The sequence below is a fragment of the Methylobacterium sp. E-012 genome, assembly GCF_057836545.1.
This window is the reverse complement of record NZ_JBYQEY010000001.1, coordinates 2,763,882-2,787,804: the sequence shown is the minus strand read 5'-3', so window position 1 is coordinate 2,787,804 and position 23,923 is coordinate 2,763,882. Positions and strand designations below refer to the sequence as shown.

Here is a 23,923-nt window from a genome sequence, read left to right as displayed (position 1 = left end):
CCTCAACGACAGCGCATCCGTCCAACAACCAGGGCGACGGCGCCCGGCTCTGGACTGGAGAGCATCAGAACGGTGTCGCCTTCGCGCACGGCCTGGATCGTGCCGTTCTTGCGGGTATCGGCGATCGCGCGAGCCACACGTGTCTGAAGATAGCTCTCGGCCGATCCGGAGATATGGGCGGCGAGGAACGTCGCCGCAGCGTCCATGCGGGCGACATCGGCCTCCGTGCCCTCGGCAGGCAGGAGGAGACCGGCTTCCTCGATCAGGCCGCCTTCATCTTTGGCGAAGAAACGGACCAGGGTCGCCTTCGAATTGTACATCGCCCCGCGTGGCGTCTCGATAGCGAATGCCCACTCGCCGGCTCCGAATTGCTGCATATGCGCGCCGAAGGAGCCGCGGAGCGCGGTCGACGTCTCGGGCATCGGCACCAGGGTACAGGCCGCTTGAGCCGTGCCCGATGCGAACGTCGCCAACACCAAAGCCAAGACCGAACGCATCGTCCGCCCCCTCGCCATCCCGGTATGACGACAGGGGCAATGCAAGGGCGCCGCCAATCTCGGCGCTGCCAAACTGAGTTCCGTTGGAGGGGCCTCGATGACCAGAGGGCCACCTCCGGCGCCCTGTCGATCGAACTGGCTGGTCTTTCATCGCCCACGGCCGGTTTCGCGGGCATCGCCCCCGTGAACTCGCCATCGGCAACACGGGCTCGATGCCCTCGGCTCTCACGCTGGAGCGGTCAGGCAAGCGCCTCAGCCGCTCGCCGCGTCCGCCGTTTCGCTCAACTGCGCCACGTCCAGCACGGTCTCATCCAATATGGCCCGCACGCGCATCACGGCGGCCCGGAAGTTCCGCCGCGTGTCCGCATCGTCGTTCAATGTCATTTCGACGCCGCGGAAGCTGTCGGCGACGTAGCGACGGATCTTGATCTGAGCGTTCAGATACTGGCCGGGGTTGGCGATCTCGAACAGGATCGCCAAAGCCTGGAAAGCCCGGCCCGACATCTCACACGCCAAGTCGTTGGCATCCGGCGCGGTCGGCGTCTCATCAGTCATAAGCGCACTCTCCTGAGTGGCGTCCCCCGACTACCGGCCGCTAACACACTATTGGAGGCCGTCCAATGACATGGATGCCATCCTGCACAGGTCTTCCGATTGAATTGGCAGACCCCTCCCCGCTCCAGGTCGATTTCTCCGAGATCGCCCACGCGCTCGCCCACCTCAACCGATCGTCCGGCAACAGCCTCACGCCGGTGTCGGTTGGCCTGCACACCCTGATCGGCCTTGACCTGTGCTCGACGGCCGCGGTGCGCGCGCATTGGCTCCTGCACGACTGTCACGAGGCGCGGGTCGGCGACGTCACCTCCCCGATGAAGGAGGCGACGCGCGCGGTCGCGCTCGACCTGTACGGGCCCGAGCGCGGCGACGCCTTGGCCAACTTCATCGACGGGGTGCGGCGCGAGATGGAGCGCCGCCACGACGCGGTGATCTACGAAGCCGCCGGCCTCGACCGGCCCGACGCGCTGACCGCCCAGGCCGTCAAGCACGTCGACCTGCGCGCGCTCGCCACCGAGCGCCGCGACTTCTACCGCCGCGGCCCCGCCCCCCGGCCCTGGGCGATCGACACTTGCGTGCCGCGGATCGAGCCCGGCCCGAAGGTCTGGCGCTGGCTCCCGCCGGCCGAGGTCACCGACCGCCTGATCGCGGCCTTCCGCACCCACCTGCCGGCGCTCCAGCGCGGGCGTCGTGCGTCCTGAATCTAATCTGGAGGAGCCGATGCACCGCTGTCCTGCCGATGAGGTCGAGGCCCTCACCGCCTTTTACAACCGGATCGCCGCGCGGCCTGCCGCTGGGTTCGTGGTCGGCACGGCCGAGAGCGACAGCACCGATCACTCGATCACCGTGCAGCTTTCAGACGTCGGCTGCTCGCCGCTGTGCCTGATCTCTTTCGCCGCGCAGTGCCTGGAGATGGCCTCTGAGCGCGTGCGGGCGATGCCGGATGCCCGCGCCTTCATCGACTTCCTCTGCGCCGTCGAGCGGGCCCGAGCCGCCCTCGACTTCACCGTCCCCGCCGACGCGCACTGACCGCCGCGGTCGCCCTCCCCGTCGCCTGACGCACCCGGAGTTCGCATGCCCTCCCCGTCCCAGGTCCGCGCCGCCCAGTCGGCCGAGAACCGCATCACCCGCGTCCTCCTGATGGCGGAGACCATGCAGCGTCACGCGGCCGCCGACGGCGCATGCACGTACGCGCACCTCACCGCCGCGGGCTTCGCCGAGGCCGAGATCGAGGCCTACCGCGACGACGCCCGACGTCTGATCGCCGGCCTCGACCATGTGCCGGAGATCCTCCCGTCCGGCCGGGTCGAGGGGCGGATCCTCGTGGCACAGGCCCAGGCGATCCGGGCGCGGCAGGGGAGCGGCTATCAGGTCCCGTCGATCGAGCCCGAGGCGGGGGCGCGGTTCGCATGAGCGCGATCCAAAGCACGATTGCCCTCGCAGGCTTGGCCGTATCGCTCCTGTGCTTGGGATCCGAGGGCTCGCGGGACTACCGGGATTCCCGCATGGCTTCGACCCGCTTCCCGACGCTGGCGCTCGCCATCGTCGTCGGTATCGATCTGTTCGGGCGGATCTGGCGATGACCGCCCGTTGCGACCAATGCGGCCACCCGCTCCAGCCCCACGCCTGCTCTCCGAAGTGGTGCAGCCGCACCCTGCGCTGGTCCGACACCGACCGCCGCAAACGCCCGGTCGCCGGGGATCTGCTCTTACGTACAGTCCTGGCGCGCTTCCCCGGAGCCGAAGTCGTCGCTGTGCGCGAGGAGCGCGAGAGCCGTGGCCTTTGAGGCGCTACATCCCCCGCATCGACTCGATCAAACCGCGCTCCTCCTCCTCGGGAACGCTGCCATGCGGTTTGTTCTCAGGAGTAATTTTGCGGTCCGGGACGCTCTCTTCCGGGCAGCCATCTTCGGCCAGACGCTTCCGCCTGACGCGCTCGACCAGCGCGGCTTCCTCCGGCGTCAACGTCGCGTCCCCGCTCATGTCGCGAGCCATAGGCGCCTCCCATCATGTCTTTGCCGATGCGACCTAAGCGGCGCTCGGGTTGTCCTTGGCGAAGTGGCCCACAGTGTCCGGCGTTCCATCGGCGACCGACTGACGGGGGTCGGCCATGGGTGAGCGCAAGCGCCGCGCGGCCGCCGGCTACGTCCCGCCCCCGCATCTCACCGACCGCGACCGGATGATGTTCGCCATCCCGGCGATCCTCGTCGGCGCCCTCGTCTTCGCCGATGTGTTCGGGCCCGACCCGGACGCGCCGGACCAGGCCGAGGCGCGGGCCGAGATCGCGGTCAAGACGCAGCAGATCCAGGAGCTGATCATCGCCGGCGCCAAAGAGCCGTTCGACGGTCTGAGCCTCGGCCCCCGCTCGCGCCTGCTCCGTCAGACCGCCGACCTCTGCCAAGCCTGCATCCGCGCCATGGGCTTCGAGGACCAGTCCTCGGTCAAGTTTGGGATGACGTACTACTACTGGCTGGAGGACCTGCTGGCGCGCGACGTGCTCAGCCTCGTCGAGGGCAGCGCCATGGCCGAGGCGGTCGGGCTGCTCCTGCCGATGATGGAGCACGGCTTCGCGGTCGAGGCGCGGGACGCCAGCGCCCGCAAGCAGGCGGGGCGGATGCTGCGCTGGTTTCAGGAGCGCGGGTTCTACGCGGATTCGGTGGTGATGGAGGCGCGCTGTGCGTGAGACCATCGTGCGCGCGATCGCTCGCGCCGACCTCATCTGCTTCCATCTCGATCCGGCCTATCTGGGCGCGGCCGAGCCGGTGCGCACGCTGGTCTGCAAGCGCGAGGCTGCGCGCATCGCGCGACTCGCCGAGCCCGCCGGCGGCGTGCGGCTGACCTGGGAGGGCGCGCGACTGATCCTGTCCCCGCCGGACAGTTTAAACGGCGGGGTGCGGCGGTGATCGCGGCCCGTTTAAACGCCGCGCCAGAGCTGGCCCAGGACGGCCGTGGCGCTCCATCTCCACAGCCGCGCACCTGCCTGGAGTGCGGCACGCACCACGCCTCAGCGGTCGCCGAGGCCGAGTTCTGCGGCGACCGCTGCCGCATGGCGTTCAACAATTGCCGGGCTAAGCGCGGGGCGGAACTCTACGACCTGTTCATGGCGCTCCGGCACGGCCGGATGATCGCCACCCGGTTCAAGGTCTGGCGCCTGCTCAACCGCCTGGCGGCGATCTTCCGTGACGAGGACAGACGCGAGCGGGACGGGCGCAAATCCTGGCGCTCGCCGGCCGCGATCCTGGCGCGGCGGCCGTACCTTTCGGCGGAGCGGATGACGCAAGGGCGGAGAATTTGATGCCGCGTCGTGGCGCCTCCGTCACCCAGGCCGACATCGCCCGCGCGATTCGCGCAATGCGCGACGCAGGCTTCACACAGGTTCGCGTGGTGATGCGCGACGGGGGCGTCACCGTCGAGCCGGCCGATCCGGTCGAGCCTTCGGCCGGCCGCCGACTTGCCGACAGGGAGCGGGTGGTGGTCCTATGAAACCCGACATGCCACGCCCGCGCCCCAAGCACCTCCACCGCGAGACCACCCGCCACGGGGAGACGGTCTGGTATTTTCGGCGTGGGTCCGGTCCACGTGTCCGCATTCGGGCCGCCTACGGCACGAAGGCGTTTGTGGCTGAGTACGAAGCCGCTCTGACTGGCCAGCCCGCGCCTGCAAAGAAGGGCGTCACAGTCGGCACGATGGCTTGGCTGATCCAACGCTACATGATCAGCGCGCACTGGACCGAGGCTCTCTCGGTCGCCACGCGAGCGCAACGTGGTGGGATTTTAAAGGAGACGGCCCGCATCGCCGGGACCGAGCCTGTCGAGGCGATCACCGCCCGCGCCATTCGCGAGGGTCTCGACCGTCGCGCAGCCAAGCCGCACGGAGCGAACAACTGGCTGAAGACGATGCGCGGCTTGTTCGCCTTCGCGGTCGAGCGCGAGTACGTCCAAGCGGACCCGACCCGCGGGGTGAAGCTTCTGGGTGGTCCCAACGATCGCAACGGCTTTCATACCTGGACCGAGGAGGAGGTCGCCCGGTTCGAGGCGTGCTGGCCGCACGGCACACGCGAGCGCCTCGCACTCGACCTGTTGCTCTACACAGGCCTGCGTCGGGGAGACGCGGCCCGCGTCGGCCGACCGCACGTGCGCAACGGCCGGATCCGCATCGAGACGGAGAAGACCGGCCAAGAAGTCACGATTCGCATCCTGCCGCCGCTCGCGGCCTCAATAGCCGCGAGCCCTGTGGGCGAGCTGACCTTCATCGCGGGCGAGCGCGGGCGGCCGATGACGAAGGAGAGCTTCGGCAACTGGTTTCGCGACGCATGCGCGACGGCCGGCGTCCCGGGGCGCGCCCACGGGCTGCGCAAGGCCGGCGCGCGACGCGCGGCCGAGAGCGGCGCGACCGAGGCCGAGTTGAACGCATGGTTCGGGTGGGCCGAGGGGAGCCGGGAGAGCGCGACCTACGTGCGCGGCGCCAATCGAACCAAGCTCGCGGAGCGCATCGCTGACAGGTGGAACGATGGCGCTATTCCCGCACCTCACGACCCGGTGCGGGAGCGAGAGCTAAAAGCGCAACGATCTGAAGATGTTGTAAAGAGGATGGCTCCCCGAGCAGGACTCGAACCTGCGACAAGGCGATTAACAGTCGCCTGCTCTACCAACTGAGCTATCGGGGATCACGGCCGCGTCTCTACACACCGGCACCGCCGGACGCAAGGGCCTCGGAGGCGATCCGTGGCCGCCCGGGGGGATCCCCCCATCATGGGCCCGATGCGGAGGGTGCATGACGCGCCGGGCGAGGCCATTCGGCAACACGGCGCGGCGCCGCGCGGCCTGCCGGTTGCGCGGATGGTCCGGCGGAACAAGGCGGGCTCATCGAGTCATCGGCGCGTCATGACGCGGTCCTACGGGACCGGCCCCGCCGGTCCGACCGGCCCGTCGCCGCCGTGACCATGCTGACCCATCGTTGCCTCGATCCCCAGGATCCCTACGCCGAACGGGAAGTCCGCGTCGTCTTCGCGTGGGCGGCCGGCGGTCCGCGGCTGATCGCGGCCCTCGACGAGGAGGCGTCCGATATCCTCCCCGATCTGATCGAGGCGCAGTGCGATGACCTGCGGCGGGAGATCGTCGCCGCGCTGCCGTTGCCGCGCGCCGATCGGACCGGCGCGTTGCTCGGGCATGCGGAGCGCTGAACTTCGGCACCCATCGCGGCCCGTCGCGGTGTCCGGCACGGGCCCCGGCCTCCTCGACCCGCCCGCCGGACCGAACCGCGAAGCGTCGCCATGATCGCGCGCGCATTGCCGAGGCTACGACACAGCAAAGCCGTTCTGATTTGTCCGGGTATTTGTGAGCGCAGGCTCAAAACAGGAATAACCTTCCGGTCAGATCTGCTATAAAAACCAAGTACCCTTTTTGCATATTTGCCGGCTATATTTGACTGTACGGCAATGCTTGCTGCGGTATAGCGGGTTCCTCTCAGCCCTCCTCGAAAGCGGCGCCGCCTCGATGCGCATTTCCCTCGGTTTCAAGCTCTTCACGGTCATCGGGCTGCTGGCCCTCGTCGCCATCGGCATCGCGATCTTCGCCGTGCGCCAATCCAACTGGGAACAGGAGCGTGCGGCGGCCACCGACAAGATCTGGAACGCCGGGTTGCAGGCCGGCGCGCTCGGGCAGGCGATCGAGCACGCCGTGGTGCAGGCGACGGCGCTGTTCACAGCGGAGGACGTGACGGAGGCCCGGTCGCGCCTGTCGGCGCTGCACGAGGCTCTGGCGACCGTGGAGGAGGTGCGCGTCCCGTTCCTGGCCGCGATGGAGGATCAACTCCCCGAAGACCGGCGCCGCCGGTTCGATCTCTTCGTCAAGGAGTTCGTCGCCTATCAGAACGACACGGCCGAGCTGGGTCTCACGGTCTCGCCCAAGGCCGCCCTGATCCAGGCGACGGACGAGTCGACCGTGAAGAACCGGGAGCACATGGTCGCGGAGATCGCCGCGCTCGGACGCGAGGTGCTGAACCGCCTCAACACCCGCCGGGCCGCGGATGCCGCCGACCGGCGAACGGCGCGGATCACGCTGATCGTCGTGCCGGCCGTGTCCCTCGCCCTGGGACTGCTCACCGCGATCTGGATCATCTTCACCCAGGTCCGCCAACCGCTGAATCGGCTCAAGGGCTGCATGACCACGCTGGCCGCCAACGATCTCGGTCGCCCGATCCCGTTCACGCATCGTCGCGACGAGATCGGCGAGATGGCCGGGGCCATCGCGGCGTTCCAGAGAGCCCTGATCCAGAAGCGCGACCTCGATGGGGAGGCCCAGGTCCGGCGCGACCGCGACCGGGTCCGCGCCGAGAAGCTCGCGGTGGCGACGCACGAGTTCGAGGTCGAGACGCAGCGCGCGGTCGCCGACCTCGCCGGCTCGGCCGAGGCGATGATGTCGGCGGCCGACACGCTCTCGGGCAATGCCGGTGACATGGCGGTTCAGGCCACCGTCGTGGCGGGCGCCTCGAGCCAGACGGCGGGCATCGTCGACAGCATCGCCAGCGCCGCCGAGGAACTCTCGGCCACGGCCCGCGAGATCGAGGCGCGGGTCCGGGACACCAGCGAGATCGCGTCCTCGGCCCTCACCGACACGCGGGGCCTGGAGGAGACCGTCCGCACGCTGTCGCAAGCCGCGGAGGAGATCGGAGCGGTCGTGACTCTGATCCGCGACGTCGCCGAACAGACCAACCTCCTGGCGCTCAACGCCACGATCGAGGCGGCCCGCGCGGGCGTCGCGGGCCGCGGCTTCGCCGTGGTGGCCGCGGAGGTCAAGGCGCTCGCGGGCCAGACCGCCCTCGCCACCGACCGCATCACCGGCCAGGTCGGATCGATTCAGGGCGCCGCCGACCGGACGGTCGGTGCCATCGCGGCGATCGGCCAGACGATCGCCCGCATGAGCCTGATCGCCTCCGAGGTGGCGGAGGCGACCGATCAACAGGGCAGCGCCAGCCAGGAGATCGCGCGGGCCATCTTCAACGCCGCCGCGGATGCCCGCAAGGTGTCCGAGAGCATCTCCGGCGTCCGGGCCGCGGCCGCGTCCAACGAAGACCAGGCTGGTCAGGTCCGGGGCACCGCCGCGCGGGTCAATACCGGGACGCACAGCCTGCAGCAGGCGATCGAGACCTACATGGTGCAGGTCCACGGCGCGTAGGGCCGGCGACCCGCGCGCGATATCGGTGAAAGGAATGTTGGAGGCCTCGCCCGGAATCGAACCGGGGTGCAAGGATTTGCAGTCCTCTGCGTAACCACTCCGCCACGAGGCCTTCTCGACGGCGCCTGTGCGCCGCGCGGAGCTTGGCGGACAGCTCCGGGTGCGCGTCTCTAGCAGAGGTCGGCGGCCGCAGGCAACGGCCGTGACGACACGGATCGCCGGAACGCTTCAGCTCTGCCAGACCCGCGGCATCGGCAGGCCGCGATAGCCGGCGAGGAACCGGGCGGCGAGGCGGCGCAGGGGGCCGATTCCGCCCGCCAGGGCACGGACCACGAGGTGCCCGTTCCAGGCGCTCGCCGCCGCCTCGATCCCGGGGGCGGCGGCCTCCGCCAGGAGGACGCGCGCCTCCTCCAGGCGCGCTTCCGCACCGTCCGAGACGTCGAGCAGCGTCGCGCAGGCGCGCCCGCCGCCGCCGATCGCCGGTCGGGCCAGGAGATCGCTGATCGGACCGTCCAGCGCGATGCTGTCGGCATAGACCAGGCGACCGGCCCGGCGCACGCGCCACGCATCCGCGAACAGCCCGGCGGTGATCCGCTCGCCCCGGGCGGCACGGCCGAAGGCGACGATCTCCACGGCCAGCAGGCCCGCGCCCGCGGCGAGATCGGCTTCGAAGCGCCGCCGCACCCGGGCGCGGTCGAACAGGATCGTCTCCTGGGGCAGCCAGGCGAGCCGCGCACCCGCGCCCAGGCTCAGGCGGTTCTCGATGCGGCTCACCGGCCCGTCGGAGCGGTAGATCTTCTCGGCCGCCGTCGTGGTGAGGACGAGATCGGCCGCCGGATCGAGCTCCAGGGCCACCGAGAAGGCGTCGCCGCACGCCACGCCGCCGGCCGTGTTGACGAGGACGGCTTCGAGCGCCCCCGGCCCCCGCGGGAAGCGCAGGCGCGACGGCCCCGATTCCGCCAGGTCGATGATCCGCGTCGCCCCGCCCGCGCGGGCCGGCCCGGCGCGCAGCCGGACGCGGCCGTCGGAGCGCTGCCGCGCCGGCGGCATCGCGGCGGCCGGATCGAGTTCCTGCGGGTCCGGGATGCGGCCGTCCATCACCCGCGTTCGGCCGCGTCGCCCGGCGTCGCTTCGGCCGGCAGCGTCGGCCGGTCGAGGATGCGCCGGCCGAACAGGCTCGCCGCCAGCTCGACCAGCACCCGGGCGCTGCGCCCGCGCTCGTCGAGGAAGGGATTGAGCTCGACGATGTCCAGCGAGCGCACGAGGCCGGAATCGTGCAGCATCTCCATGATCAGATGCGCTTCCCGGAAGGTGGCGCCCCCCGGAACCGTCGTGCCGACCCCCGGGGCGAGGGACGGGTCGAGGAAGTCGATGTCGAAACTGACGTGCAGATGGGCGCGCCGGGCGGCGACGTGTTCGAGGATCCGCCGCAGGGGGGCGACGACCCCGAACTCGTCGATGGTGCGCATGTCCGTGACCCCGACCCGCCGGGCCGCCACCAGGGCGCGCTCCCCGGCATCGATGGAGCGCAGGCCGAACAGGTGGACATCGGTCGGGGCGAGCGGCGGCGGAGCCGGCTCGGCGAACAGGCGCGGGAAGCCGGGCTCCCCGCACAGGGCCGCCAGCGGCATGCCATGGACGTTGCCGGAGGGGGAGGTCTCCAGGGTGTTGAAGTCGGCGTGGGCATCCAGCCAGAGCACGAAGAGCGGCCGGCCCTCACGGGCGGCGTGGCGCATGACGCCGTCGATCGATCCGAGCGAGAGACTGTGATCGCCGCCGACGGTGAGCGGCACCGCGCCCGCAGCGAGGGCATCTTCGACCGCGCGGGACAGGGCGCGCGTCCAGGCTGCCACGGCGGCGAGGCCGCGCCCTCCGGCCGGCCCATCGGGGACGACGTCGCCGTGGTCGGTGACCGCATGGCCGAGGTCGGACAGGGCGCGCACGAGGCCGGCGGTGCGCAGGGCTGCCGGGCCCATCAGGGCGCCGGGCTCGCTGGTTCCGACCTCGATCGGCGCGCCGATCAGCGCGATGCGGTGCCCCGCGTGGGGGCTTGTCTCGCTGGTCATCCCGTCTCCACCGGTCGCTCGGACGTCCGCGCGTCCCCGCCGCTCTAGCAGGTGGCGGGCCGCCGCCACAGGCCGACGCGACGCCTTCGCCGATCCGCAAGCCTCTGATCGACCGACGCTCGAAGAATGATTGTGCGAGGCGGAATCCCGGGCTGGAAAGTGCCGGTTTGAGAAGGTCCGCGCCCTGCCCTTTCAAGGTGTTTGGGCTGGGTGAAGGGATCGCGATCCATCGCTGAAACATCGTGAAAGCGCAGCGTGTTTCCCCTTCCCCTCGTGGGCTTGCGGCTTCTCAGGGCGAGCCGGGGGCTCCACGGGTGCAGGACGAAGGCGCGGGTCCCCTCTCCCGCCCGGGAGAGGGACAGGGTGAGGAATGCGACCTCTCCGGATCGACCTGATCCCTCACCCCAACCCTCTCCCGCCCGGGAGAGGGGGCCTGTCGCGGCTTCCCGCGCCGATGTCTGAACATCGTAGTCCTGATACATAACATCATGTTTAGCTGAGTAATTACAACCCTTGCTCCGAGTAAAAACGCCGGTTAATCGCATCTATAGGCATCTTTATTTGAAATTCAACACGCTGCATTGTTTCATGGTGGCCGGCGCCCGACAATGGTGTCACAGAAAATTAGGATTATTGTGGGAAGGCAGCAGAGCTTCTCTATCTAAGACTATTCAAGGTTGCCATGACGCTTCTGTCCCGTTTGAGCGTGCGTCTCCCCGCGATGACCGTCGGCCTGGCGCTGCTCAGCGCCACCGCCATGGGCGGATTCAGCTGGTACACGGCCCGGTCCGGGCTGATGAGCGCGGCCCAGGACCGCCTGCAACTGGCCGCCGCGGCCCGCCGGGACGGCATCGAGCTGGTGGCGGATCGGATGCAGGCCGACTTCCTGGCCGTCGCGGCGCATCCGCAGATCGTGTCGAACTTTCCCGACCTGATCGAGACCCTGGATCCCGCCAAGCTCGAGGTGGCGGCCGTCATCGAGGCGTTCCGCGCGCCGCAGACGGTCGAGGCGCGGGTCGCCCTCGACGGCACCGGCATGAGCGCGATGTACGCGCGCCGGCACGTCAAGGTACAGGACGTGGCACGCAAGCTCGTCGCCCAGGCCGGCTACGCGGACCTCATGTTCGTGGATCAGAACGGCCGGATCGTCTACACCACGACGAAGGGCGCGGATTTCGCCAAGTCGGTCGCCGATCCGGATCTGGCGCAGACCGGCCTCGCCCGCCTCCTCAAGCGCCTCGAAACGGCCGATCCGGGCACGGTCCTGTTCGAGGATTTCGCCGCCTATCCGGTCGATGGCGTTCCGGCCGCCTTCATCGGTCGCGCCATGACCAAGCGCGCCAATGTCGCCATGGGGACCGCGCAGGCGGCGGAGCGGATCGGCACCGTCATCATGCGGGTCACCCCGGCGGTGTTCGATCAGACGCTGGCCAAACGGACCGGCCTAGGCGAGACCGGACAGGTCTTCGCGGCGGGTGGGGACGGGCTCCTGCGCAGCGATCCGCCGCTGAACCCCACGGTGAAGGCCGGCGGCGCCGTCACGCTGCTCGGGATCGCCCCCCATCGGATCAAGGCGGAGGGCAGCCTCACCTTCCCGGCCGCGGACGGACCGCACATGGCGGCGGCCTCCGCCCTCAGCGTGCTGGGGGCGCCCTGGACCGTGGTGGCGGAGCAGACCGAGGCCGAAGCGATCGCGTCGGTCCGGGCGCTCTCGCGCGTCCTGATCCTGACCGGTCTGTGCATCCTGGCCGCGACGGCGGCGCTCGGCCTGCTGCTCGCGCGCTCGATCGTGGCGCCGCTGGGCGCCCTCACCCGCGCCCTGAAGGCGCTCGCCGACCGTCAGCCTCTCACGGACGTGGCCGGGAGCCGGCGCCGGGACGAGATCGGCGACATCGCCCGCGCCGTGGTGACGATCCGCGACATGTCCCTGGAGGATGCCGCGCAGCAGTTGCAAACGACGGAGGCCGTGCGCCTGCGCGAGGAACAGAACCGGCGCACCATGCTGCGGGACCTCGCCGACGGGTTCGAGCGCTCGGTGGGCGGGATCGCCGAGGGCCTGACGGGGGCCGTGTCGTCGCTCCAGGACGCGTCCGGCGCCATGCGGGTCGCGGTCGCCGGGACCTCCGAGCGCTCGACCAGCGTCGCCAGCGCGGCGCGGCAGACATCCGACAACGTCAACGCCGTCGCCGCCGCCGCCGAGGAACTCGGTGCGACCGTGCGGGAGATCGGCCGGCAGGTCGAGCAGGCGACCGGCATGTCGGCCAATGCGGTTGGCGAGGCCCGGCGGGCCGAGCAGACGATGACCGACCTCGCCGCCGCCGCGACCCGGATCGGCGACGTGGTCGGGATGGTCTCGACGATCGCCGGACAGACGAACCTGCTGGCCCTCAACGCGACGATCGAGGCGGCCAGGGCCGGCGAGGCCGGAAGGGGCTTCGCGGTGGTGGCCGCAGAGGTGAAGGAACTGGCCGCCCAGACGAGCCGCGCCACGGAGGAGATCGGCCGGCAGGTGGCGTCGATCCAGACCGTCACCGGCGACGCCGTCGGGGCGATCCAGGGCGTCGCCTCGCAGATCGAGGCCATGAATCAGGTCTCGACCGGCATCGCCGCCGCCGTGGACCAGCAGGGCGCCACGACACAGGACATCGTCCGCAGCATGGGGCAGGCCTCCACCGGCACCGGCCTGATGACGGCCGATATCGCGGAGGTCGCCCGGGTCGCGGACGATGCCGGGGAGGCCGCCGCATCGGTGGCGCAGGCCTCGGACGCCCTGGCGGCGCGCGCGGAGCAGCTCCGCGCCGAGGTCGCGCAGTTCCTGCGCAACATCCGGGCGGCTTAGCACGCGCGGCGCCGGAGCGGACCCCGGTTCGGCGGCGTCGGATCGGGGGCTCGGACCGGCTCCCGGCAGGCGGCCGCCGGGTTTCGGCGGCGGGTGGCGTCAGGCCGCCTCGGCGGGGACCGGGGCTGCCTTCTGCGCCGCCTGCCCCGCGAAGATCTGGGCGGCCAGGGGCAGCTCGATCACGGCGCTGAGGCCGCCCGCGCGGCCGTTCTCCAGAATCAACCGGCCGTTATGCGCCTCGACGATGGCCTGAACGATCGACAGGCCGAGGCCGAAACCCCGCGCCTCGTTGAGGTTGCGGGCCCGGTCGCCGCGGACGAAGGGCTGCAGCATCGCTTCCCGCTCGGCCTCCGGGATCCCCGGGCCGGGGTCGAGCACGCAGATACGGACCCCGCGCTCGGAGGATTCCATGTGGACCTCCGCCCGGCCGCCGTACTTCACGGCGTTGTCCACGAGGTTCGTCACCGCCCGCTGCAATTCCTCGGGGCGCCCCTGGACGAGGACGTGGCGGTTTTTGCCGACACGCACCGGCGCGCCGAAATCCGAGAAATCGTCGCAGACCGTCTGCACGACCGAGGCGAGATCGACCAGGGTGAAGCTGCTCGCGTCCCGGGCCTGACCGTCGCGCACGAAGGACAGGGCCGCCTCGACGAGGCCGTTCATCTGGTCCAGGTCGCGCAGGGTGGCGGCCCGGGCGTGGTCGTCCTCGATGAATTCGGCGCGCAGGCGCAGCCGGGTGATCGGCGTGCGGAGGTCGTGGCTGATCGCCGCGAGCATCTGCGTGCGGTCGTCGATCAGCCGGCGCACCCGCGACCGCATCCGGTCGAGCGCCCGGGAGACGGCGAGCACCTCGCGCGGGCCCGCCTCCGGCAGGGCCACGTGATCGTCCCGGGTTCCGAAGGCCTCCGCGGCGCCGGCGAGCCGCTTCAGCGGCGCCGTGAGCGCCCGGGTCGCCCAGACGCAGAGCAGCGCCAGGGTCAGCGCCAGGAACACGACGGTGAAGATCAGGGCACCCTGCTTCGGCGCCCGGAGCGGATCGTTCGGCAGCGTCGCCTGCAGCATCGCGCCGCCGGCCGTGACGATCCCGACATGCAGCCGTCCGTCCGCCTTCTCCGCGTCGGTGTCGCCGGCGGACAGGTCGATGATCTGCACCGGACGCCCAGCCCCGTTCCGGAGCCGGTGGATGACCGGAAGATCCGGGACCGGCTTGGCGCCGGGCGGCGCCTCCCCGTCCCAGGCCTCGACATGGATCAGCGGCAGGCTGCGGCCGCTGGCGAGCAGAGCCGGCCGGGCGGCCGGCTCGACGACGTCGAGGAGCCGCGCCAGCGTGCCGAGGCGGCTCGCCGCGACCCCCGGCAGGGTGTCCGGGTTCTGGGATTCGTGCAGGAGCAGGAACGCGGCGGTCGCCACCACATGCGCCACCGCGATGCCGGCCACGACGAGCAGCGCGATCTGGCCCGCGATGGTCGCCGGTCGCATCCGGGCGCGCAGCCGCCGCAGCACGCTCATGAGCGCGTGACCTCCGGCGTGAACAGGTAGCCGCCCGAGCGGATTGTCCGGATGAATTCGGGGTTGCGGGTATCGCGCTCGATCTTCTGGCGGATGCGCGAGATCAGCACGTCGATGCTGCGCTCGAACGGGCCGGCGGCGCGGCCCTGGGTCAGGTCCAGGAGCTGGTCGCGCGACAGGACCCGTCCGGGCCGCAGGCAGAGGGCGTGGAGGAGGTCGAACTCCGCCCCGGTGATGGCGATGCGCGCGCCCTCGGGCGACAGCACCTGCCGCAGGGAGACGTCGAGGGTCCAGCCGGAGAAATGCAGGCGGCGGCGCTCGTCGGTGTCGGGCGCCTCGGCGGCGACCCGGCGCAGGATCGCCCGGATGCGGGCGAGCAGCTCCCGCGGGTTGAACGGCTTGGCCAGGTAATCGTCGGCGCCGAGTTCCAACCCGAGGATCCGGTCGACATCCTCGGACTTCGCCGTCAGGATCAGGATCGGGATCTGCGACGAATCCCGCAGGCGCCGGCACAGGCTGAGCCCATCCTCCCCCGGGAGCATCAGGTCCAGGACGATCAGATCGATGCGCGATTCCGCCAGCGCGTGATCCATGTCGGTCCCGTCGCCCGCGAGCGTCACGCGGCAATCGTTGCCGCGCAGATAGCGCGCGATCAGGGTCGAGATCTCCCGATCGTCCTCTACGACGAGGATGTGGGGTGTCGACGGTGTCGTCATCGCGACGGAGTCTGTGTGCGATTCAGCCTGCATCATCGGGCCATCATGCCCCGAACCGACGATTATTCGAAGGTGTCCGGCGAAACCAATTTGTAAGCGCGTGTTTCCCGCGGATCTGCTCCGGGATCTGGCCGCCCTGCGGCGAATCGTCGAGTCGGACTCCCCGCCCGGCGCGGCCTGGCTACCTCACGGATCAGCGTTCGCCCGGCGTGACGGGTGAGGCCGCCATCCGGAACCCCCCGTGTCAAAGCCCATCAGCGACTACGCCCTCATCGGCGACACCCATTCCTGCGCGCTGATCGCCCGCGACGGTTCGATCGACTGGCTGTGCTGGCCGCGCCACGATTCGCCGGCCCTGTTCGTGAAGCTCCTCGACGACGAGACAGGCGGCGCCTGCAGCGTCGCGTTCGACGGGCTCACCGGGACGGCGCGCCGCTACCTGCCCGAGACCAACATCCTCGAGACGAGCTTCACCACCCGGACCGGGCAGGCGCGCCTCGTCGACGTGATGCCGGTGAACCCCCCGAGCCCCGAACCGGACGAGGGCCCGGACGGCGAGGGCGAGAGCCGGCTGATCCGGCTGCTCACCTGCGTGCGCGGGACGGTGACCGGGACGTTCCGGGTGCGCCCGACCTTCGACTACGCGCGCCGCCCGTGCACGCCCATCGTCGAGGGCCCCTCCGTGCTGTTCGAGGCCGGCGATTGCCGGCTGCGGGTCAACGCGCATCCGCGGCCGACGCTGATCGGGGACGAGGCCGAGATCCGGTTCCAGCTGTCCGAGGGCGAGACCGCCTACCTGGTCCTCACCCACGGGGAGGACCGGGAGGACGCCGCCATCGACGATTACGCCGGCGCCCAGCGCCGCCTCGATCTGACCGAGGATTACTGGCGCCGCTGGAGCGCCCGCAGCACCTATCGCGGCGCCTATCGCGACGCGGTGATGCGCTCGGCGCTGTGCCTGAAGCTGCTGACCTACTCGCCCTCCGGCGGCATCGTGGCGGCGGCGACCGCGGGGCTGCCGGAGGCCGTGCCGGGGGACCGCAACTACGATTACCGGTTCACCTGGATGCGCGACGCCGCGTTCACCGTCACGGCCTTCGTGATGCTCGGCTACGTGCGCGAGGCCTCCGAATTCCTGCGCTTCCTGCGGGAGCGCGACGGCACCTATGGGCGTGAGACGCGGCTGATGTACGGCGTCGCCGACGACATCCCGCCGGAGGAGGAACTCGACCACCTCGCCGGCTGGAACGGCGTGCGGCCGGTGGTGATCGGCAACCTCGCCGAGGACCAGGATCAGCACGACATCTACGGCGAGCTGCTGCGGGCGCTCTGCGTCTTCCTGGAGGCCGTGGATTACGATCCGCCCGAGAAGGTCAACGACCGCCTGCCGGAGGTGCTCGACAACCTCACCGCCCGCGCGATCCGCCACCGGCACGACGCGGACAACGGCATCTGGGAGCTGCGCACGGGGCCGCGCCAGCAGCTCCATTCCAAGGCGATGATCTGGGTGGCGCTCACGGACGCGGCCCGGATCGCCCGCAACATTTCGGGCGTCCCCGAGGCGAAGATCCGGGAATGGGAGCGCGTCGCCGCCGAGGTCCGGGCGGAGTATCTCGACCGGGGCTGGAACGCCGAGAAGCGGGCCTATGTCGGCGCCTACGAGTCGCACCATCTCGACGCCGCGGTCCTGCGTGTCGCCCTGTTCGGGGCGCTGGATCCGAAGGATCCGCGGATGCGCGCGACGCTGGCCGCCGTGGAGCGGGAACTCGGCGTCGGCGACCTGATCTACCGCTACCGCATGGATGACGGGCTGACGGGCGACGAGGGCACGTTCACGGCCTGCGCGTTCTGGCGGGTCGGCTGCCTCGCCCTCGACGGCCGGACCGCCGAGGCCAAGGCGGTCTTCGAGCGGCTGATCGCCCGGGGCAACGATGTCGGGCTGTTTGCCGAGGAGATCGACCCGGTCACCGGGGAGCAGCGCGGAAACACCCCGCAGGGCTTCTCCCACATGGCGCTGATCAACGCCGCCCTGCGCCTGGAGGACAGCATCGACCGCTACGGCTTCGCGGACGCGGCGGACGGCGTGGCACACAGGGCGGCCGAGTAGCGGCTCGACAGCGGGTCGCGGGCACCGGCGGCGGGGCCGCCGGCGGCGGTCCGATCAGGCGGCGACCCGGACAACCTTGTCCGGCTCGCGTCCATCCGCCTGGGAGGCATCGAGGCCGCGGCTGATGCGGAACTGATCCAGCAGGCTGTCGCCGAGGCTGTCCAGAACCACCTCCGTCGCGGCCTGAGTCGCCGGGTCCACCGCCGGCTCCTCGGTCCGGTACCAGGCCAGAATCTGCTCCGGCAGCGCGTCCAGGATCGCCCCGACGGGGTTGTGCGGTTCGGCCTTCGCGACGGCGCCGGTCTCGGCGGCATCGGCCGGCGGTGCGAAGGCGGTCCGGCTCTGGCTCGCCAAGGCAGCGCGCCAGGCGGCGTCCGCCACCTGGGCGTTGCGGCGCGCGGTCTCGCGCGCCGCCGCCTCGGCCGCGATCGCCCGGGCGGCCTCCCGGGCCTCGTCGCGGGCGGCCTCGGCCTCGTAGCGGTTGAGGAGAACGAGGACCGGCTGCATGTCCGCGCCCGGCAGGCTGTCGCAGGCGCCGATGGCGCATTCGATGATCCGCCGGGACAGGCCGGCCCCGCGGACGGGCGTCCCGCGGCGGGCCACGTCCTGCCAGGCCGCGAGGGCGGCCTGCATCGCCGGCAGCAGCGCGTCCGGGAGGCCGGCCCGCTGGTGCAGGTCGGCGAAGCTCCGGGGATCGCGCAGGGCCCGGGCGACGCCGGCATGGTCCTGGCCGGACAGGTCGGCCAGGGCCGCGAGGGTGAAGTCGGTTCGCCCGGACAGCACGGCGCGGAGGATCAGGCCGGCGGTGAGCTGGTGGGTCGTGCGCAGATGCGCCACGAGCCGGGCGACGCCGGCCGCCCCGGAACCCGCGCAGGCGTCGAGGGCGACACGCTCGCCGGCCTCCCGGCGCAGCCGGTCGCAGCGCTCGCCGCCGAGCCAGCCCCGGTGGGTGACGAAGCCGGACAGGGCCTGCGCCACCGCGAGGCCGATCGCGTGGCGCACCTCCGGTGGCAGGTCGGCCCGGGCCAGCAGCGCTTCGCGGAGCGGCGCCTCCGCACCGCTGCGGTCGATCATGCGCAGCATGCGGCCCGCGGTGATCTTCGCCGTCGGGTTGCGGGCGAGCGCCACCAGCGTGTCGAGCGCGCCGATCTCGGCCAGCGCCCCCGAGACCGCGTGCGACAGGTGATGGCGGGCGGCGATGACCGCACGCGTCGTCTCGTCGCCGAGCGCGGCCGCGTCCACGAGGTCGGCGTCGGTTAGCACCGGCGAGCGCGCCAGCACCAGCCGGGCGACCTCGGGCACGTCGCAGGACAGCGCGACCACCAGGGGGCGGGGCGTGCGCGCGGAGGACGCGCAGGCCTCGGCCAGGGCCCGGCGGACCAGCGGCGACGGGTCGTCCAAGAGGGTAAGCAGCGCGGTCTTGGCCTCCCAGGCCTGGTCCGCGGCGAGATTGCCGTAGAGATAGGCCCGCGTCAGGACCGCGGTGGCCTCGGCGCGCTGGCTGGCGGAGGCGTTCTGCGTCCAGGCCAGGAACTCGCGGATGATCATGGACCGCTCCGGGGTGCGAACAGGCTGTTCCTGGCGCCGGTCGCGGGACGCGCCGCGGCAAGTTCGGAGGGGCGCTGCGGCGGCAGCGGCGGGTTGACGAGGGCGCTGCCGGGCGGCGTCACCGCGGGTGCGGCGAGCGCGCCCGTCGTGACCGGCTCCGGAACGGAGGCGGCCGGCGGGGGCTCCGACGCGGAGCGCGGGAAGTAGGTCGGCGCGGCATGGGCGGCCGGCTGCGCCGCATTGCGCTCCTGCCAGAGCCGCGCCGCGGCATCCGTGACGGCCCCGCGCTGATCGGTCTGGAACAGGCTGCGCAGGTCGCTGGTGCCGCCGAAGCCCGTGGCGACGCTCGCATAGGCCGAGACCGCCTGCGGCGCCGCGGCGCCGTCCTGGCGCAGGGCGGTGAGATCGGTGGCCGCGGCCCCCTGCGCGGCCGCCGCGAGGCTGGCATAGAGTTCGGCGGCGCTCCGCGGCCGGCCCGTGCGGTCGTAGAACAGCGCGCGGTTGGCGGCGGCCGCCTCGGGCAGGTCGAGGGCGGCGGCGCGGGCGGGAAAGGCGCGCGCGGTCGAGATCAGGGCGGCGGCGCCCTTGGCGCCGAGGACATGCGCCGCGTAGAGGTCGCCCGGGGTCGGCTCCCGTCCGAGCGCTCCGGACAACGCCTCGGCGTTCTGCTGGGTCAGGGCACCGGCGAGCGTCGCCGAGACTTTTGGATCGCGGCGCAGGTCGAGGATCGCCTGCTTCTGTCCCGCATCGGCCACCGCGTAGGTGCCGTCCGCCTGCCGGGTGATGGCGTCGGCCTGCGCCTGGAGGCCGAGCTTCGGCCCGGCATTCTTCATGACGCCGAGCCAGGTCTGCTCGATGAACTGGAACAGCCCGGTCGCCGAGGAGGTGCCGGCCTTGGCGGCGGGGTCGAGGGCGGATTCCCGCCGGGCCGTGGCGAGCAGGTAGTCGAAGCCGACCCCGCTCGCCATCGCCCCGTCGCGGATCGCCTGGACCACCGGCGCGGCGGCGGCCGTCCCCGGCATCGCCCGCGCCTGGGGCGGCGGGCTCTCCGGAGGGCTGGACGGCGTGGTGAACAGGAACATCCGGGCGCGCGCAGGGGCTGAAGACAGCTGGAACCTGCGCCCGCTATGGTAAACAAGTCCTCAATCGCCCGTGACGGAACAAGTCCGGTTTCAGGATCCCGAGAACTCGCCCGCCCCCTTCGGCCGGCGCATCTGGAACCGCGTGTCCGCCGTCGCCTGGAAGTAGTCGAAGTATCCGCCGCGCATGATGGGGTGCATCGCGCCGGTATCGACCATCCCGTCCTTCACGTAGGCCGCGTCGACATAGATCGAGACCACCTGGCCGATGACCAGGAAGTTCTCGGCCGCGCCGCCGTCGAGCGGCACCAGCGGGACGGTCTGCAGCCACCGGCATTCGAGGGCGGCCGGCGAGGCCGCGACCCGGGGCGGGTGCACCTTGCGCGACGGGGCGGTGGCGAGGTTGGCGAAGGCGAATTCGCTCTCCCCGCGCGGCAGCGGCGCCGAGGAATCGTTCATCCCGTCGCGCAGGTCCCAGGTGGCGAGGTTGCAGACGAATTCCTTGCCCTCCTCGGCGAAGGTCATGGCGTCCTTGCGGCCCGAGGACGAGAACGCGACCATGTTGTCCGCCACGGCATTGAAGAACGAGTAGGGCGCGAGGTTGAGCTTGCCGTCGCGGCTCATGGCGCTGATCCAGCCGATCGGCCGGGGCGCGACGATCGCCTTGAGCGGGTTGTGCGGAAGCGCGCGCGCCTCCCGCGGGACGTCGAGATCGTAATGCACGGGCGGCCTCTCCAAAGCGCTCCCGGCCCAGCGTGGACCGGCCGGCAGCGACGCAGACCGTCCTTAACGCATGATCGCGATCGAACGCTGCGCGATGGAGTCCGATCGCCGGATCGATCCCGCAAGGCGACGATGGTTGCGCCTCTCCGGCGGCAGCGCCGTCACGTCCGCCGCTGGCGAGGACCTGCCGCGGAGACCCGCCAAGCGCCCGCTGCGGCTACCGGATTCCCCCGTCCATACGTAACGCCAACGCGTTGAGACGAAAACGCTTTCCCCTCCCCCTTGCGGGGAGGGTCAGGGGTGGGGGTGGTGCAGAAGGCACCAGGACGCTCGATTCTGTACGACCCCCATCTCCGCCTCCTCCCCGCAAGGGGGAGGAGAGCAGGCTCCGGCCGAGATTCGGGAATCCGGTAGCCCACAGCGAAGGGCTGGAGAGGCACACAGCGTTGGCGGCCCGGCTTCTCCGGCGGGAATACCTCGATCAGCCAACCCCACGCCGCGCTGGAGCGCGAAGGATCCCGGCACGCGCGGGCTCAGAGGTAGGTGACGACCTCGTCCAGCGCCGGCCGCGGGCGATCGGCGGGCACGTCGCGGGCTTGGCCGATATGGACGAAGCCCGCGAGCTTCTCCCAGGGGGCCAGGCCCAGCGCGTCGAGGACGCGGCGGTCGTAGGCGAACCACTCCGTCAGCCAGGAGGTGGCGAACCCGGCCGCGTTGGCCGCGATCACGAGGTTCATGGTGGCGGCCCCCGCGGAGAGCACCTGCTCCCATTCGGGGATCTTCACGTGCGGCGCGGCGCGCGACACCACCGCGACGACGAGGGGGGCATGAGTCAGCCGGGCCCGCTCCTGCGCCAGGCGCTCGGGGGCGGCATCCGGATTGTCCGCCGCGAAGGCGTCGGCGATGAGTGCGCCGACCCGGTCCCGCGCCGCGCCGGCGATCACGAGGAAGCGCCAGGGCGCCAGCTTGCCGTGATCGGGCACGCGGGAGGCCGCCGCAAGGATCGTCTCGAGCTGCACCCGGTCCGGGCCGGGCTCGTCCAGCAGCGGCGGCGGCACCGAGCGGCGGGTCTTCAGGAGATCGAGGGTGGCGGTCATGGGCTCCGTCCCGGTATCGCGTCCCGGCCGGGATGTGGCATGCGCGGGTCCCCGTTGGAAGGGCGGCCTTGCCGCCGCCATGGTCCGGAGGCACAGGCGGCGGGCGATCCGCCGACGGAACCCCGTCCGGTGCGCCGCGGGGCAGATGGGAGAGGGGCCGATCGATGGGCACGAGGCTTGCCGCGACGATGTTGGCGATTCTCGTGACGGGAGCCGGTCTCACGCCCGCGCGCGCGCAGGATCCCCTTCAGAATCGCCTCGGCGGTCCCCTGCCCTCCCCGTCGATCACGACGCCGGACCTGCCGCCCGCCCTCCCGGCCATCGAGCCGGAGGCGCCGCTGTCCCTGTCGGCGCTCCTGTCGGGACCCGGGGTCGCGCTGCGCCAGGGCCTCGCCTGGCGGATCTACGAGGATCGCGGCGACGGCACCCGGCCGTCGATCGTGGCACGCTCGACCGAGGCGGAGCCGCACTTCACCCTCGCGTCCGGTTCCTACGTCGCCACCGTGACCTACGGCTTCGCCAGCGCGTCGAAGCGGATCGTCATGGCGGGCCAGCCGATCACCGACACCCTGCGCGTCGCGGCCGGCGCCCTGAAGCTGTCGGGCGCCGTCGGCGACCAGAAGATCGCCCCCGCCGAGCTGTCGTTCTCGGTCTTCGTGCCGGTGGGGACCAATTCCGAGGGCCGGCTCGTGCGCGCGGGCATCAAGGCCGGCGAATTGCTGCGGCTGCCCGAAGGCACCTACCACGTGGTGTCGACCTACGGGGAGTCGAACGCCATCCAGCGCGCCGACCTCCGGGTCGAGAACGGCAAGGTCACGGAGGCGACCCTCAACCACCGTGCCGCCACGGTGACCCTCAAGCTCGTGGCGGCGCCCGGGGCGGAGGCCTTCGCCGGCACGGCATTCTCCGTCCTGACGCCCGGCGGCGACACGATCCGCGAGGCGATCGGCGCGTTCCCGCAGGTGACCCTGGCCGAGGGCGACTACGTGCTGATCGCCCGCCACGACGGGCAGGTCTACACCCGCGAGTTCAAGGTCGAGAGCGGGCTGGACCGGGACATCGAGGTCGTGGCCAAGGCGGGCTGAGGCTCGCCTGGCGTCCCGTCAGGCGAACCGCCGCGCCAGCGCCACGCAGAGCGCGACCGCCGCGGCGGCGCCGATCATCGCGGGCTCGATCCGCTCGCCCAGCACGAGGGCGGCGACGCCGAGGCCGAGGAACGGCTGCAGCAGCTGGAGCTGGCCGATCGCGGCGATCCCGCCCCGGGCCAGCGCCCGGTACCAGAACACGAACCCGATCAGCATGCTGAACAGCGCCACGTAGGCGAGGCCCGCCCAGGCCGGCATCGGGATCGCCGCGGGCTCGGCCGGGCTCAGGATCAGGGCCAGCGGCAGGCTCACCGGCAGCGACAGGACCGTGGCCCAGGCGATCACCTGCCAGCCGCCGAGCCGCCGGGCCAGGACGCCGCCCTCGGCATAGCCGAGACCGCAGACCAGGATCGCGGCGAGCATCAGGGCGTCGCCGGGCCCCGGCGGTCCGTCGAGCCCCCGCGCGGCGAAGCCGACGGTGACCAGCGCGCCGCAGAGCGACAGCAGCCAGAAGGCCCGGGACGGCCGCTCCCCCGAGCGGAGGGCCCCGAACAACGCGGTGGCGAGCGGCAGCAGCCCGACGAAGACCGTACCGTGGGCGGCCCCGACCGTCCGCAGGGCGAGCGCCGTGAGCAGCGGGAAGCCGACCACCACCCCCGCGGCCACGATGGCGAGCGCCGGCATGTCGCCGCCGCGGGGCCGTTTCTCGCGGAAGGCCGCGAGCGCGGCCGCCCCGGCGAGGCCCGCCAGGGCGGCCCGGGCCGCGCTGAGGAACAGCGCGTCCATCCCGGTCAATGCGAGGCGCGTGGCCACCAGCGAGGCGCTGAAGATGGCGACGCCGATGAGCCCGTCGATCCAGGGCCCTGCGGTGCCGCGCTGCGCCGATGCCGTCTGACTCGAACGTCCCGCCATGCAACCCGCCCGGTCA

Annotated in this window: 26 protein-coding genes, 2 tRNA genes and 1 pseudogene; 15 read left to right on the top strand and 14 right to left on the bottom strand. The window is 71.6% G+C overall.

Annotated elements, in window-relative coordinates:
- Nucleotides 1–2 precede the first annotated feature (2 nt).
- Together AC3IF1_RS13375 and AC3IF1_RS13370 are read right to left on the bottom strand one after the other, a co-directional pair.
- Complete coding sequence (locus AC3IF1_RS13375; protein ID WP_489217935.1) at nucleotides 3–497, bottom strand: hypothetical protein; 495 nt, start codon at nucleotides 495–497, stop codon at nucleotides 3–5.
- A 252-nt stretch (nucleotides 498–749) separates the two neighbouring features.
- Nucleotides 750–1,052, bottom strand: a complete 303-nt coding sequence (locus AC3IF1_RS13370) for a hypothetical protein (protein WP_489217934.1) — start codon at nucleotides 1,050–1,052, stop codon at nucleotides 750–752.
- Nucleotides 1,053–1,156: 104 nt separating this feature from the next.
- Between AC3IF1_RS13370 and AC3IF1_RS13365 the strand changes: the two genes are divergently transcribed.
- Genes AC3IF1_RS13365 through AC3IF1_RS13345 form a run of 5 tightly spaced genes read left to right on the top strand, consistent with a single transcriptional unit; the run spans nucleotide 1,157 to nucleotide 2,838 of the window.
- Nucleotides 1,157–1,753: a hypothetical protein gene (locus tag AC3IF1_RS13365; RefSeq protein ID WP_489217932.1), complete on the top strand. Its 597-nt coding sequence runs from the start codon at nucleotides 1,157–1,159 to the stop codon at nucleotides 1,751–1,753.
- 19 nt (nucleotides 1,754–1,772) lie between these two features.
- Nucleotides 1,773–2,081 carry a hypothetical protein gene (locus AC3IF1_RS13360; RefSeq protein ID WP_489217930.1) on the top strand — a complete coding sequence of 103 codons (309 nt, stop codon included), beginning with the start codon at nucleotides 1,773–1,775 and terminating at the stop codon, nucleotides 2,079–2,081.
- Nucleotides 2,082–2,126: 45 nt separating this feature from the next.
- On the top strand, nucleotides 2,127–2,465 hold the full coding sequence (locus tag AC3IF1_RS13355) for a hypothetical protein (protein WP_489217929.1): 339 nt from the start codon (nucleotides 2,127–2,129) through the stop codon (nucleotides 2,463–2,465).
- Entirely contained in the window at nucleotides 2,462–2,635 is a 174-nt protein-coding gene (locus AC3IF1_RS13350; protein WP_489217928.1) for a hypothetical protein, read from the top strand. Before AC3IF1_RS13355 ends, AC3IF1_RS13350 begins: the two co-directional genes overlap by 4 nt.
- Entirely contained in the window at nucleotides 2,632–2,838 is a 207-nt protein-coding gene (locus AC3IF1_RS13345) for a hypothetical protein (RefSeq protein ID WP_489217926.1), read from the top strand. Before AC3IF1_RS13350 ends, AC3IF1_RS13345 begins: the two co-directional genes overlap by 4 nt.
- A 4-nt stretch (nucleotides 2,839–2,842) precedes the next feature.
- Here AC3IF1_RS13345 and AC3IF1_RS13340 read toward each other — a convergent pair whose 3' ends face one another.
- Complete coding sequence (locus AC3IF1_RS13340) at nucleotides 2,843–3,046, bottom strand: hypothetical protein (RefSeq protein WP_489217925.1); 204 nt, start codon at nucleotides 3,044–3,046, stop codon at nucleotides 2,843–2,845.
- Between the two features lie 115 nt (nucleotides 3,047–3,161).
- Here AC3IF1_RS13340 and AC3IF1_RS13335 point away from each other — a divergent pair, with 115 nt between their 5' ends.
- The 5 genes and pseudogenes from AC3IF1_RS13335 to AC3IF1_RS13315 all read left to right on the top strand — a co-directional run.
- On the top strand, nucleotides 3,162–3,734 hold the full coding sequence (locus AC3IF1_RS13335) for a hypothetical protein (protein ID WP_489217924.1): 573 nt from the start codon (nucleotides 3,162–3,164) through the stop codon (nucleotides 3,732–3,734).
- A complete protein-coding gene (locus AC3IF1_RS13330) occupies nucleotides 3,727–3,954 on the top strand; it encodes a hypothetical protein (RefSeq protein ID WP_489217923.1) in 228 nt (75 codons plus the stop codon). The genes AC3IF1_RS13335 and AC3IF1_RS13330 overlap by 8 nt, the downstream gene beginning before the upstream one ends.
- Nucleotides 3,951–4,346 carry a hypothetical protein gene (locus AC3IF1_RS13325; RefSeq protein WP_489217922.1) on the top strand — a complete coding sequence of 132 codons (396 nt, stop codon included), beginning with the start codon at nucleotides 3,951–3,953 and terminating at the stop codon, nucleotides 4,344–4,346. The genes AC3IF1_RS13330 and AC3IF1_RS13325 overlap by 4 nt, the downstream gene beginning before the upstream one ends.
- Nucleotides 4,346–4,534, top strand: coding sequence for a hypothetical protein (locus tag AC3IF1_RS13320; protein WP_489217921.1), 189 nt, complete (start codon nucleotides 4,346–4,348; stop codon nucleotides 4,532–4,534). The genes AC3IF1_RS13325 and AC3IF1_RS13320 overlap by 1 nt, the downstream gene beginning before the upstream one ends.
- Nucleotides 4,531–5,496 (top strand): annotated as a pseudogene (locus AC3IF1_RS13315) (tyrosine-type recombinase/integrase); the annotation flags it as partial. The gene AC3IF1_RS13320 and the pseudogene AC3IF1_RS13315, both read left to right, overlap by 4 nt.
- Before the next feature lie 145 nt (nucleotides 5,497–5,641).
- On the opposite strand, the gene AC3IF1_RS13310 reads toward AC3IF1_RS13315, so the two are convergent.
- A tRNA-Asn gene (locus AC3IF1_RS13310) sits at nucleotides 5,642–5,717 on the bottom strand.
- Nucleotides 5,718–5,993: 276 nt separating this feature from the next.
- Between AC3IF1_RS13310 and AC3IF1_RS13305 the strand changes: the two genes are divergently transcribed.
- A complete protein-coding gene (locus AC3IF1_RS13305; protein WP_489217920.1) occupies nucleotides 5,994–6,233 on the top strand; it encodes a hypothetical protein in 240 nt (79 codons plus the stop codon).
- Nucleotides 6,234–6,546: 313 nt separating this feature from the next.
- Complete coding sequence (locus tag AC3IF1_RS13300; protein ID WP_243967600.1) at nucleotides 6,547–8,226, top strand: methyl-accepting chemotaxis protein; 1,680 nt, start codon at nucleotides 6,547–6,549, stop codon at nucleotides 8,224–8,226.
- Between the two features lie 38 nt (nucleotides 8,227–8,264).
- Here the strand turns inward: AC3IF1_RS13300 and AC3IF1_RS13295 are convergent.
- From AC3IF1_RS13295 to rocF, 3 genes are all read right to left on the bottom strand, one after another.
- Nucleotides 8,265–8,338: transfer RNA gene (locus AC3IF1_RS13295), tRNA-Cys, on the bottom strand.
- A 116-nt stretch (nucleotides 8,339–8,454) separates the two neighbouring features.
- Nucleotides 8,455–9,324: an urease accessory protein UreD gene (locus AC3IF1_RS13290; protein WP_489217919.1), complete on the bottom strand. Its 870-nt coding sequence runs from the start codon at nucleotides 9,322–9,324 to the stop codon at nucleotides 8,455–8,457.
- Nucleotides 9,324–10,292 (bottom strand): arginase, encoded by a 969-nt coding sequence (rocF, locus tag AC3IF1_RS13285; protein WP_489217918.1) that lies wholly within the window; start codon nucleotides 10,290–10,292, stop codon nucleotides 9,324–9,326. The genes AC3IF1_RS13290 and rocF overlap by 1 nt, the downstream gene beginning before the upstream one ends.
- Before the next feature lie 682 nt (nucleotides 10,293–10,974).
- Between rocF and AC3IF1_RS13280 the strand changes: the two genes are divergently transcribed.
- The gene (locus AC3IF1_RS13280) at nucleotides 10,975–13,131 is read left to right on the top strand and encodes a methyl-accepting chemotaxis protein (protein ID WP_489217916.1); all 2,157 of its coding nucleotides are present in this window, start codon (nucleotides 10,975–10,977) and stop codon (nucleotides 13,129–13,131) included.
- 99 nt (nucleotides 13,132–13,230) lie between these two features.
- Here the strand turns inward: AC3IF1_RS13280 and AC3IF1_RS13275 are convergent, their stop codons facing one another.
- Nucleotides 13,231–14,640: an ATP-binding protein gene (locus AC3IF1_RS13275; RefSeq protein WP_489217915.1), complete on the bottom strand. Its 1,410-nt coding sequence runs from the start codon at nucleotides 14,638–14,640 to the stop codon at nucleotides 13,231–13,233.
- Nucleotides 14,637–15,356, bottom strand: a complete 720-nt coding sequence (locus AC3IF1_RS13270) for a response regulator (RefSeq protein ID WP_489217914.1) — start codon at nucleotides 15,354–15,356, stop codon at nucleotides 14,637–14,639. Before AC3IF1_RS13270 ends, AC3IF1_RS13275 begins: the two co-directional genes overlap by 4 nt.
- 241 nt (nucleotides 15,357–15,597) lie before the next feature.
- Here AC3IF1_RS13270 and AC3IF1_RS13265 point away from each other — a divergent pair, with 241 nt between their 5' ends.
- On the top strand, nucleotides 15,598–17,463 hold the full coding sequence (locus tag AC3IF1_RS13265; protein WP_489217913.1) for a glycoside hydrolase family 15 protein: 1,866 nt from the start codon (nucleotides 15,598–15,600) through the stop codon (nucleotides 17,461–17,463).
- A 54-nt stretch (nucleotides 17,464–17,517) separates the two neighbouring features.
- On the opposite strand, the gene AC3IF1_RS13260 is transcribed toward AC3IF1_RS13265, so the two are convergent.
- From AC3IF1_RS13260 to AC3IF1_RS13245, 4 genes are all read right to left on the bottom strand, one after another.
- Nucleotides 17,518–19,011 (bottom strand): DUF2336 domain-containing protein, encoded by a 1,494-nt coding sequence (locus tag AC3IF1_RS13260; RefSeq protein ID WP_489217912.1) that lies wholly within the window; start codon nucleotides 19,009–19,011, stop codon nucleotides 17,518–17,520.
- Nucleotides 19,008–20,093, bottom strand: coding sequence for a lytic transglycosylase domain-containing protein (locus AC3IF1_RS13255; protein WP_489217911.1), 1,086 nt, complete (start codon nucleotides 20,091–20,093; stop codon nucleotides 19,008–19,010). Before AC3IF1_RS13255 ends, AC3IF1_RS13260 begins: the two co-directional genes overlap by 4 nt.
- A 90-nt stretch (nucleotides 20,094–20,183) precedes the next feature.
- Nucleotides 20,184–20,813: a flavin reductase family protein gene (locus AC3IF1_RS13250; protein ID WP_489217910.1), complete on the bottom strand. Its 630-nt coding sequence runs from the start codon at nucleotides 20,811–20,813 to the stop codon at nucleotides 20,184–20,186.
- A gap of 533 nt (nucleotides 20,814–21,346) precedes the next feature.
- Nucleotides 21,347–21,910: a nitroreductase family protein gene (locus tag AC3IF1_RS13245; RefSeq protein ID WP_489217909.1), complete on the bottom strand. Its 564-nt coding sequence runs from the start codon at nucleotides 21,908–21,910 to the stop codon at nucleotides 21,347–21,349.
- A 164-nt stretch (nucleotides 21,911–22,074) separates the two neighbouring features.
- Between AC3IF1_RS13245 and AC3IF1_RS13240 the strand changes: the two genes are divergently transcribed.
- Nucleotides 22,075–22,995 carry a hypothetical protein gene (locus AC3IF1_RS13240; protein WP_489217908.1) on the top strand — a complete coding sequence of 307 codons (921 nt, stop codon included), beginning with the start codon at nucleotides 22,075–22,077 and terminating at the stop codon, nucleotides 22,993–22,995.
- Nucleotides 22,996–23,013: 18 nt separating this feature from the next.
- Here AC3IF1_RS13240 and AC3IF1_RS13235 read toward each other — a convergent pair whose 3' ends face one another.
- The gene (locus AC3IF1_RS13235; RefSeq protein WP_489217907.1) at nucleotides 23,014–23,907 is read right to left on the bottom strand and encodes a DMT family transporter; all 894 of its coding nucleotides are present in this window, start codon (nucleotides 23,905–23,907) and stop codon (nucleotides 23,014–23,016) included.
- Nucleotides 23,908–23,923: the final 16 nt, after the last annotated feature.

Bases quoted from the DNA above. Each gene is read 5' to 3' on its own strand.
- AC3IF1_RS13375 (WP_489217935.1), bottom strand. From the start codon at position 497: ATGCGTTCGGTCTTGGCTTTGGTGTTGGCGACGTTCGCATCGGGCACG.
- AC3IF1_RS13370 (WP_489217934.1), bottom strand. From the start codon at position 1,052: ATGACTGATGAGACGCCGACCGCGCCGGATGCCAACGACTTGGCGTGT.
- AC3IF1_RS13360 (WP_489217930.1), top strand. From the start codon at position 1,773: ATGCACCGCTGTCCTGCCGATGAGGTCGAGGCCCTCACCGCCTTTTAC.
- AC3IF1_RS13355 (WP_489217929.1), top strand. From the start codon at position 2,127: ATGCCCTCCCCGTCCCAGGTCCGCGCCGCCCAGTCGGCCGAGAACCGC.
- AC3IF1_RS13350 (WP_489217928.1), top strand. From the start codon at position 2,462: ATGAGCGCGATCCAAAGCACGATTGCCCTCGCAGGCTTGGCCGTATCG.
- AC3IF1_RS13345 (WP_489217926.1), top strand. From the start codon at position 2,632: ATGACCGCCCGTTGCGACCAATGCGGCCACCCGCTCCAGCCCCACGCC.
- AC3IF1_RS13340 (WP_489217925.1), bottom strand. From the start codon at position 3,046: ATGGCTCGCGACATGAGCGGGGACGCGACGTTGACGCCGGAGGAAGCC.
- AC3IF1_RS13335 (WP_489217924.1), top strand. From the start codon at position 3,162: ATGGGTGAGCGCAAGCGCCGCGCGGCCGCCGGCTACGTCCCGCCCCCG.
- AC3IF1_RS13320 (WP_489217921.1), top strand. From the start codon at position 4,346: ATGCCGCGTCGTGGCGCCTCCGTCACCCAGGCCGACATCGCCCGCGCG.
- AC3IF1_RS13305 (WP_489217920.1), top strand. From the start codon at position 5,994: ATGCTGACCCATCGTTGCCTCGATCCCCAGGATCCCTACGCCGAACGG.
- AC3IF1_RS13300 (WP_243967600.1), top strand. From the start codon at position 6,547: ATGCGCATTTCCCTCGGTTTCAAGCTCTTCACGGTCATCGGGCTGCTG.
- AC3IF1_RS13290 (WP_489217919.1), bottom strand. From the start codon at position 9,324: ATGGACGGCCGCATCCCGGACCCGCAGGAACTCGATCCGGCCGCCGCG.
- rocF (WP_489217918.1), bottom strand. From the start codon at position 10,292: ATGACCAGCGAGACAAGCCCCCACGCGGGGCACCGCATCGCGCTGATC.
- AC3IF1_RS13280 (WP_489217916.1), top strand. From the start codon at position 10,975: ATGACGCTTCTGTCCCGTTTGAGCGTGCGTCTCCCCGCGATGACCGTC.
- AC3IF1_RS13275 (WP_489217915.1), bottom strand. From the start codon at position 14,640: ATGAGCGTGCTGCGGCGGCTGCGCGCCCGGATGCGACCGGCGACCATC.
- AC3IF1_RS13270 (WP_489217914.1), bottom strand. From the start codon at position 15,356: ATGACGACACCGTCGACACCCCACATCCTCGTCGTAGAGGACGATCGG.
- AC3IF1_RS13260 (WP_489217912.1), bottom strand. From the start codon at position 19,011: ATGATCATCCGCGAGTTCCTGGCCTGGACGCAGAACGCCTCCGCCAGC.
- AC3IF1_RS13255 (WP_489217911.1), bottom strand. From the start codon at position 20,093: ATGTTCCTGTTCACCACGCCGTCCAGCCCTCCGGAGAGCCCGCCGCCC.
- AC3IF1_RS13245 (WP_489217909.1), bottom strand. From the start codon at position 21,910: ATGACCGCCACCCTCGATCTCCTGAAGACCCGCCGCTCGGTGCCGCCG.
- AC3IF1_RS13240 (WP_489217908.1), top strand. From the start codon at position 22,075: ATGGGCACGAGGCTTGCCGCGACGATGTTGGCGATTCTCGTGACGGGA.
- AC3IF1_RS13235 (WP_489217907.1), bottom strand. From the start codon at position 23,907: ATGGCGGGACGTTCGAGTCAGACGGCATCGGCGCAGCGCGGCACCGCA.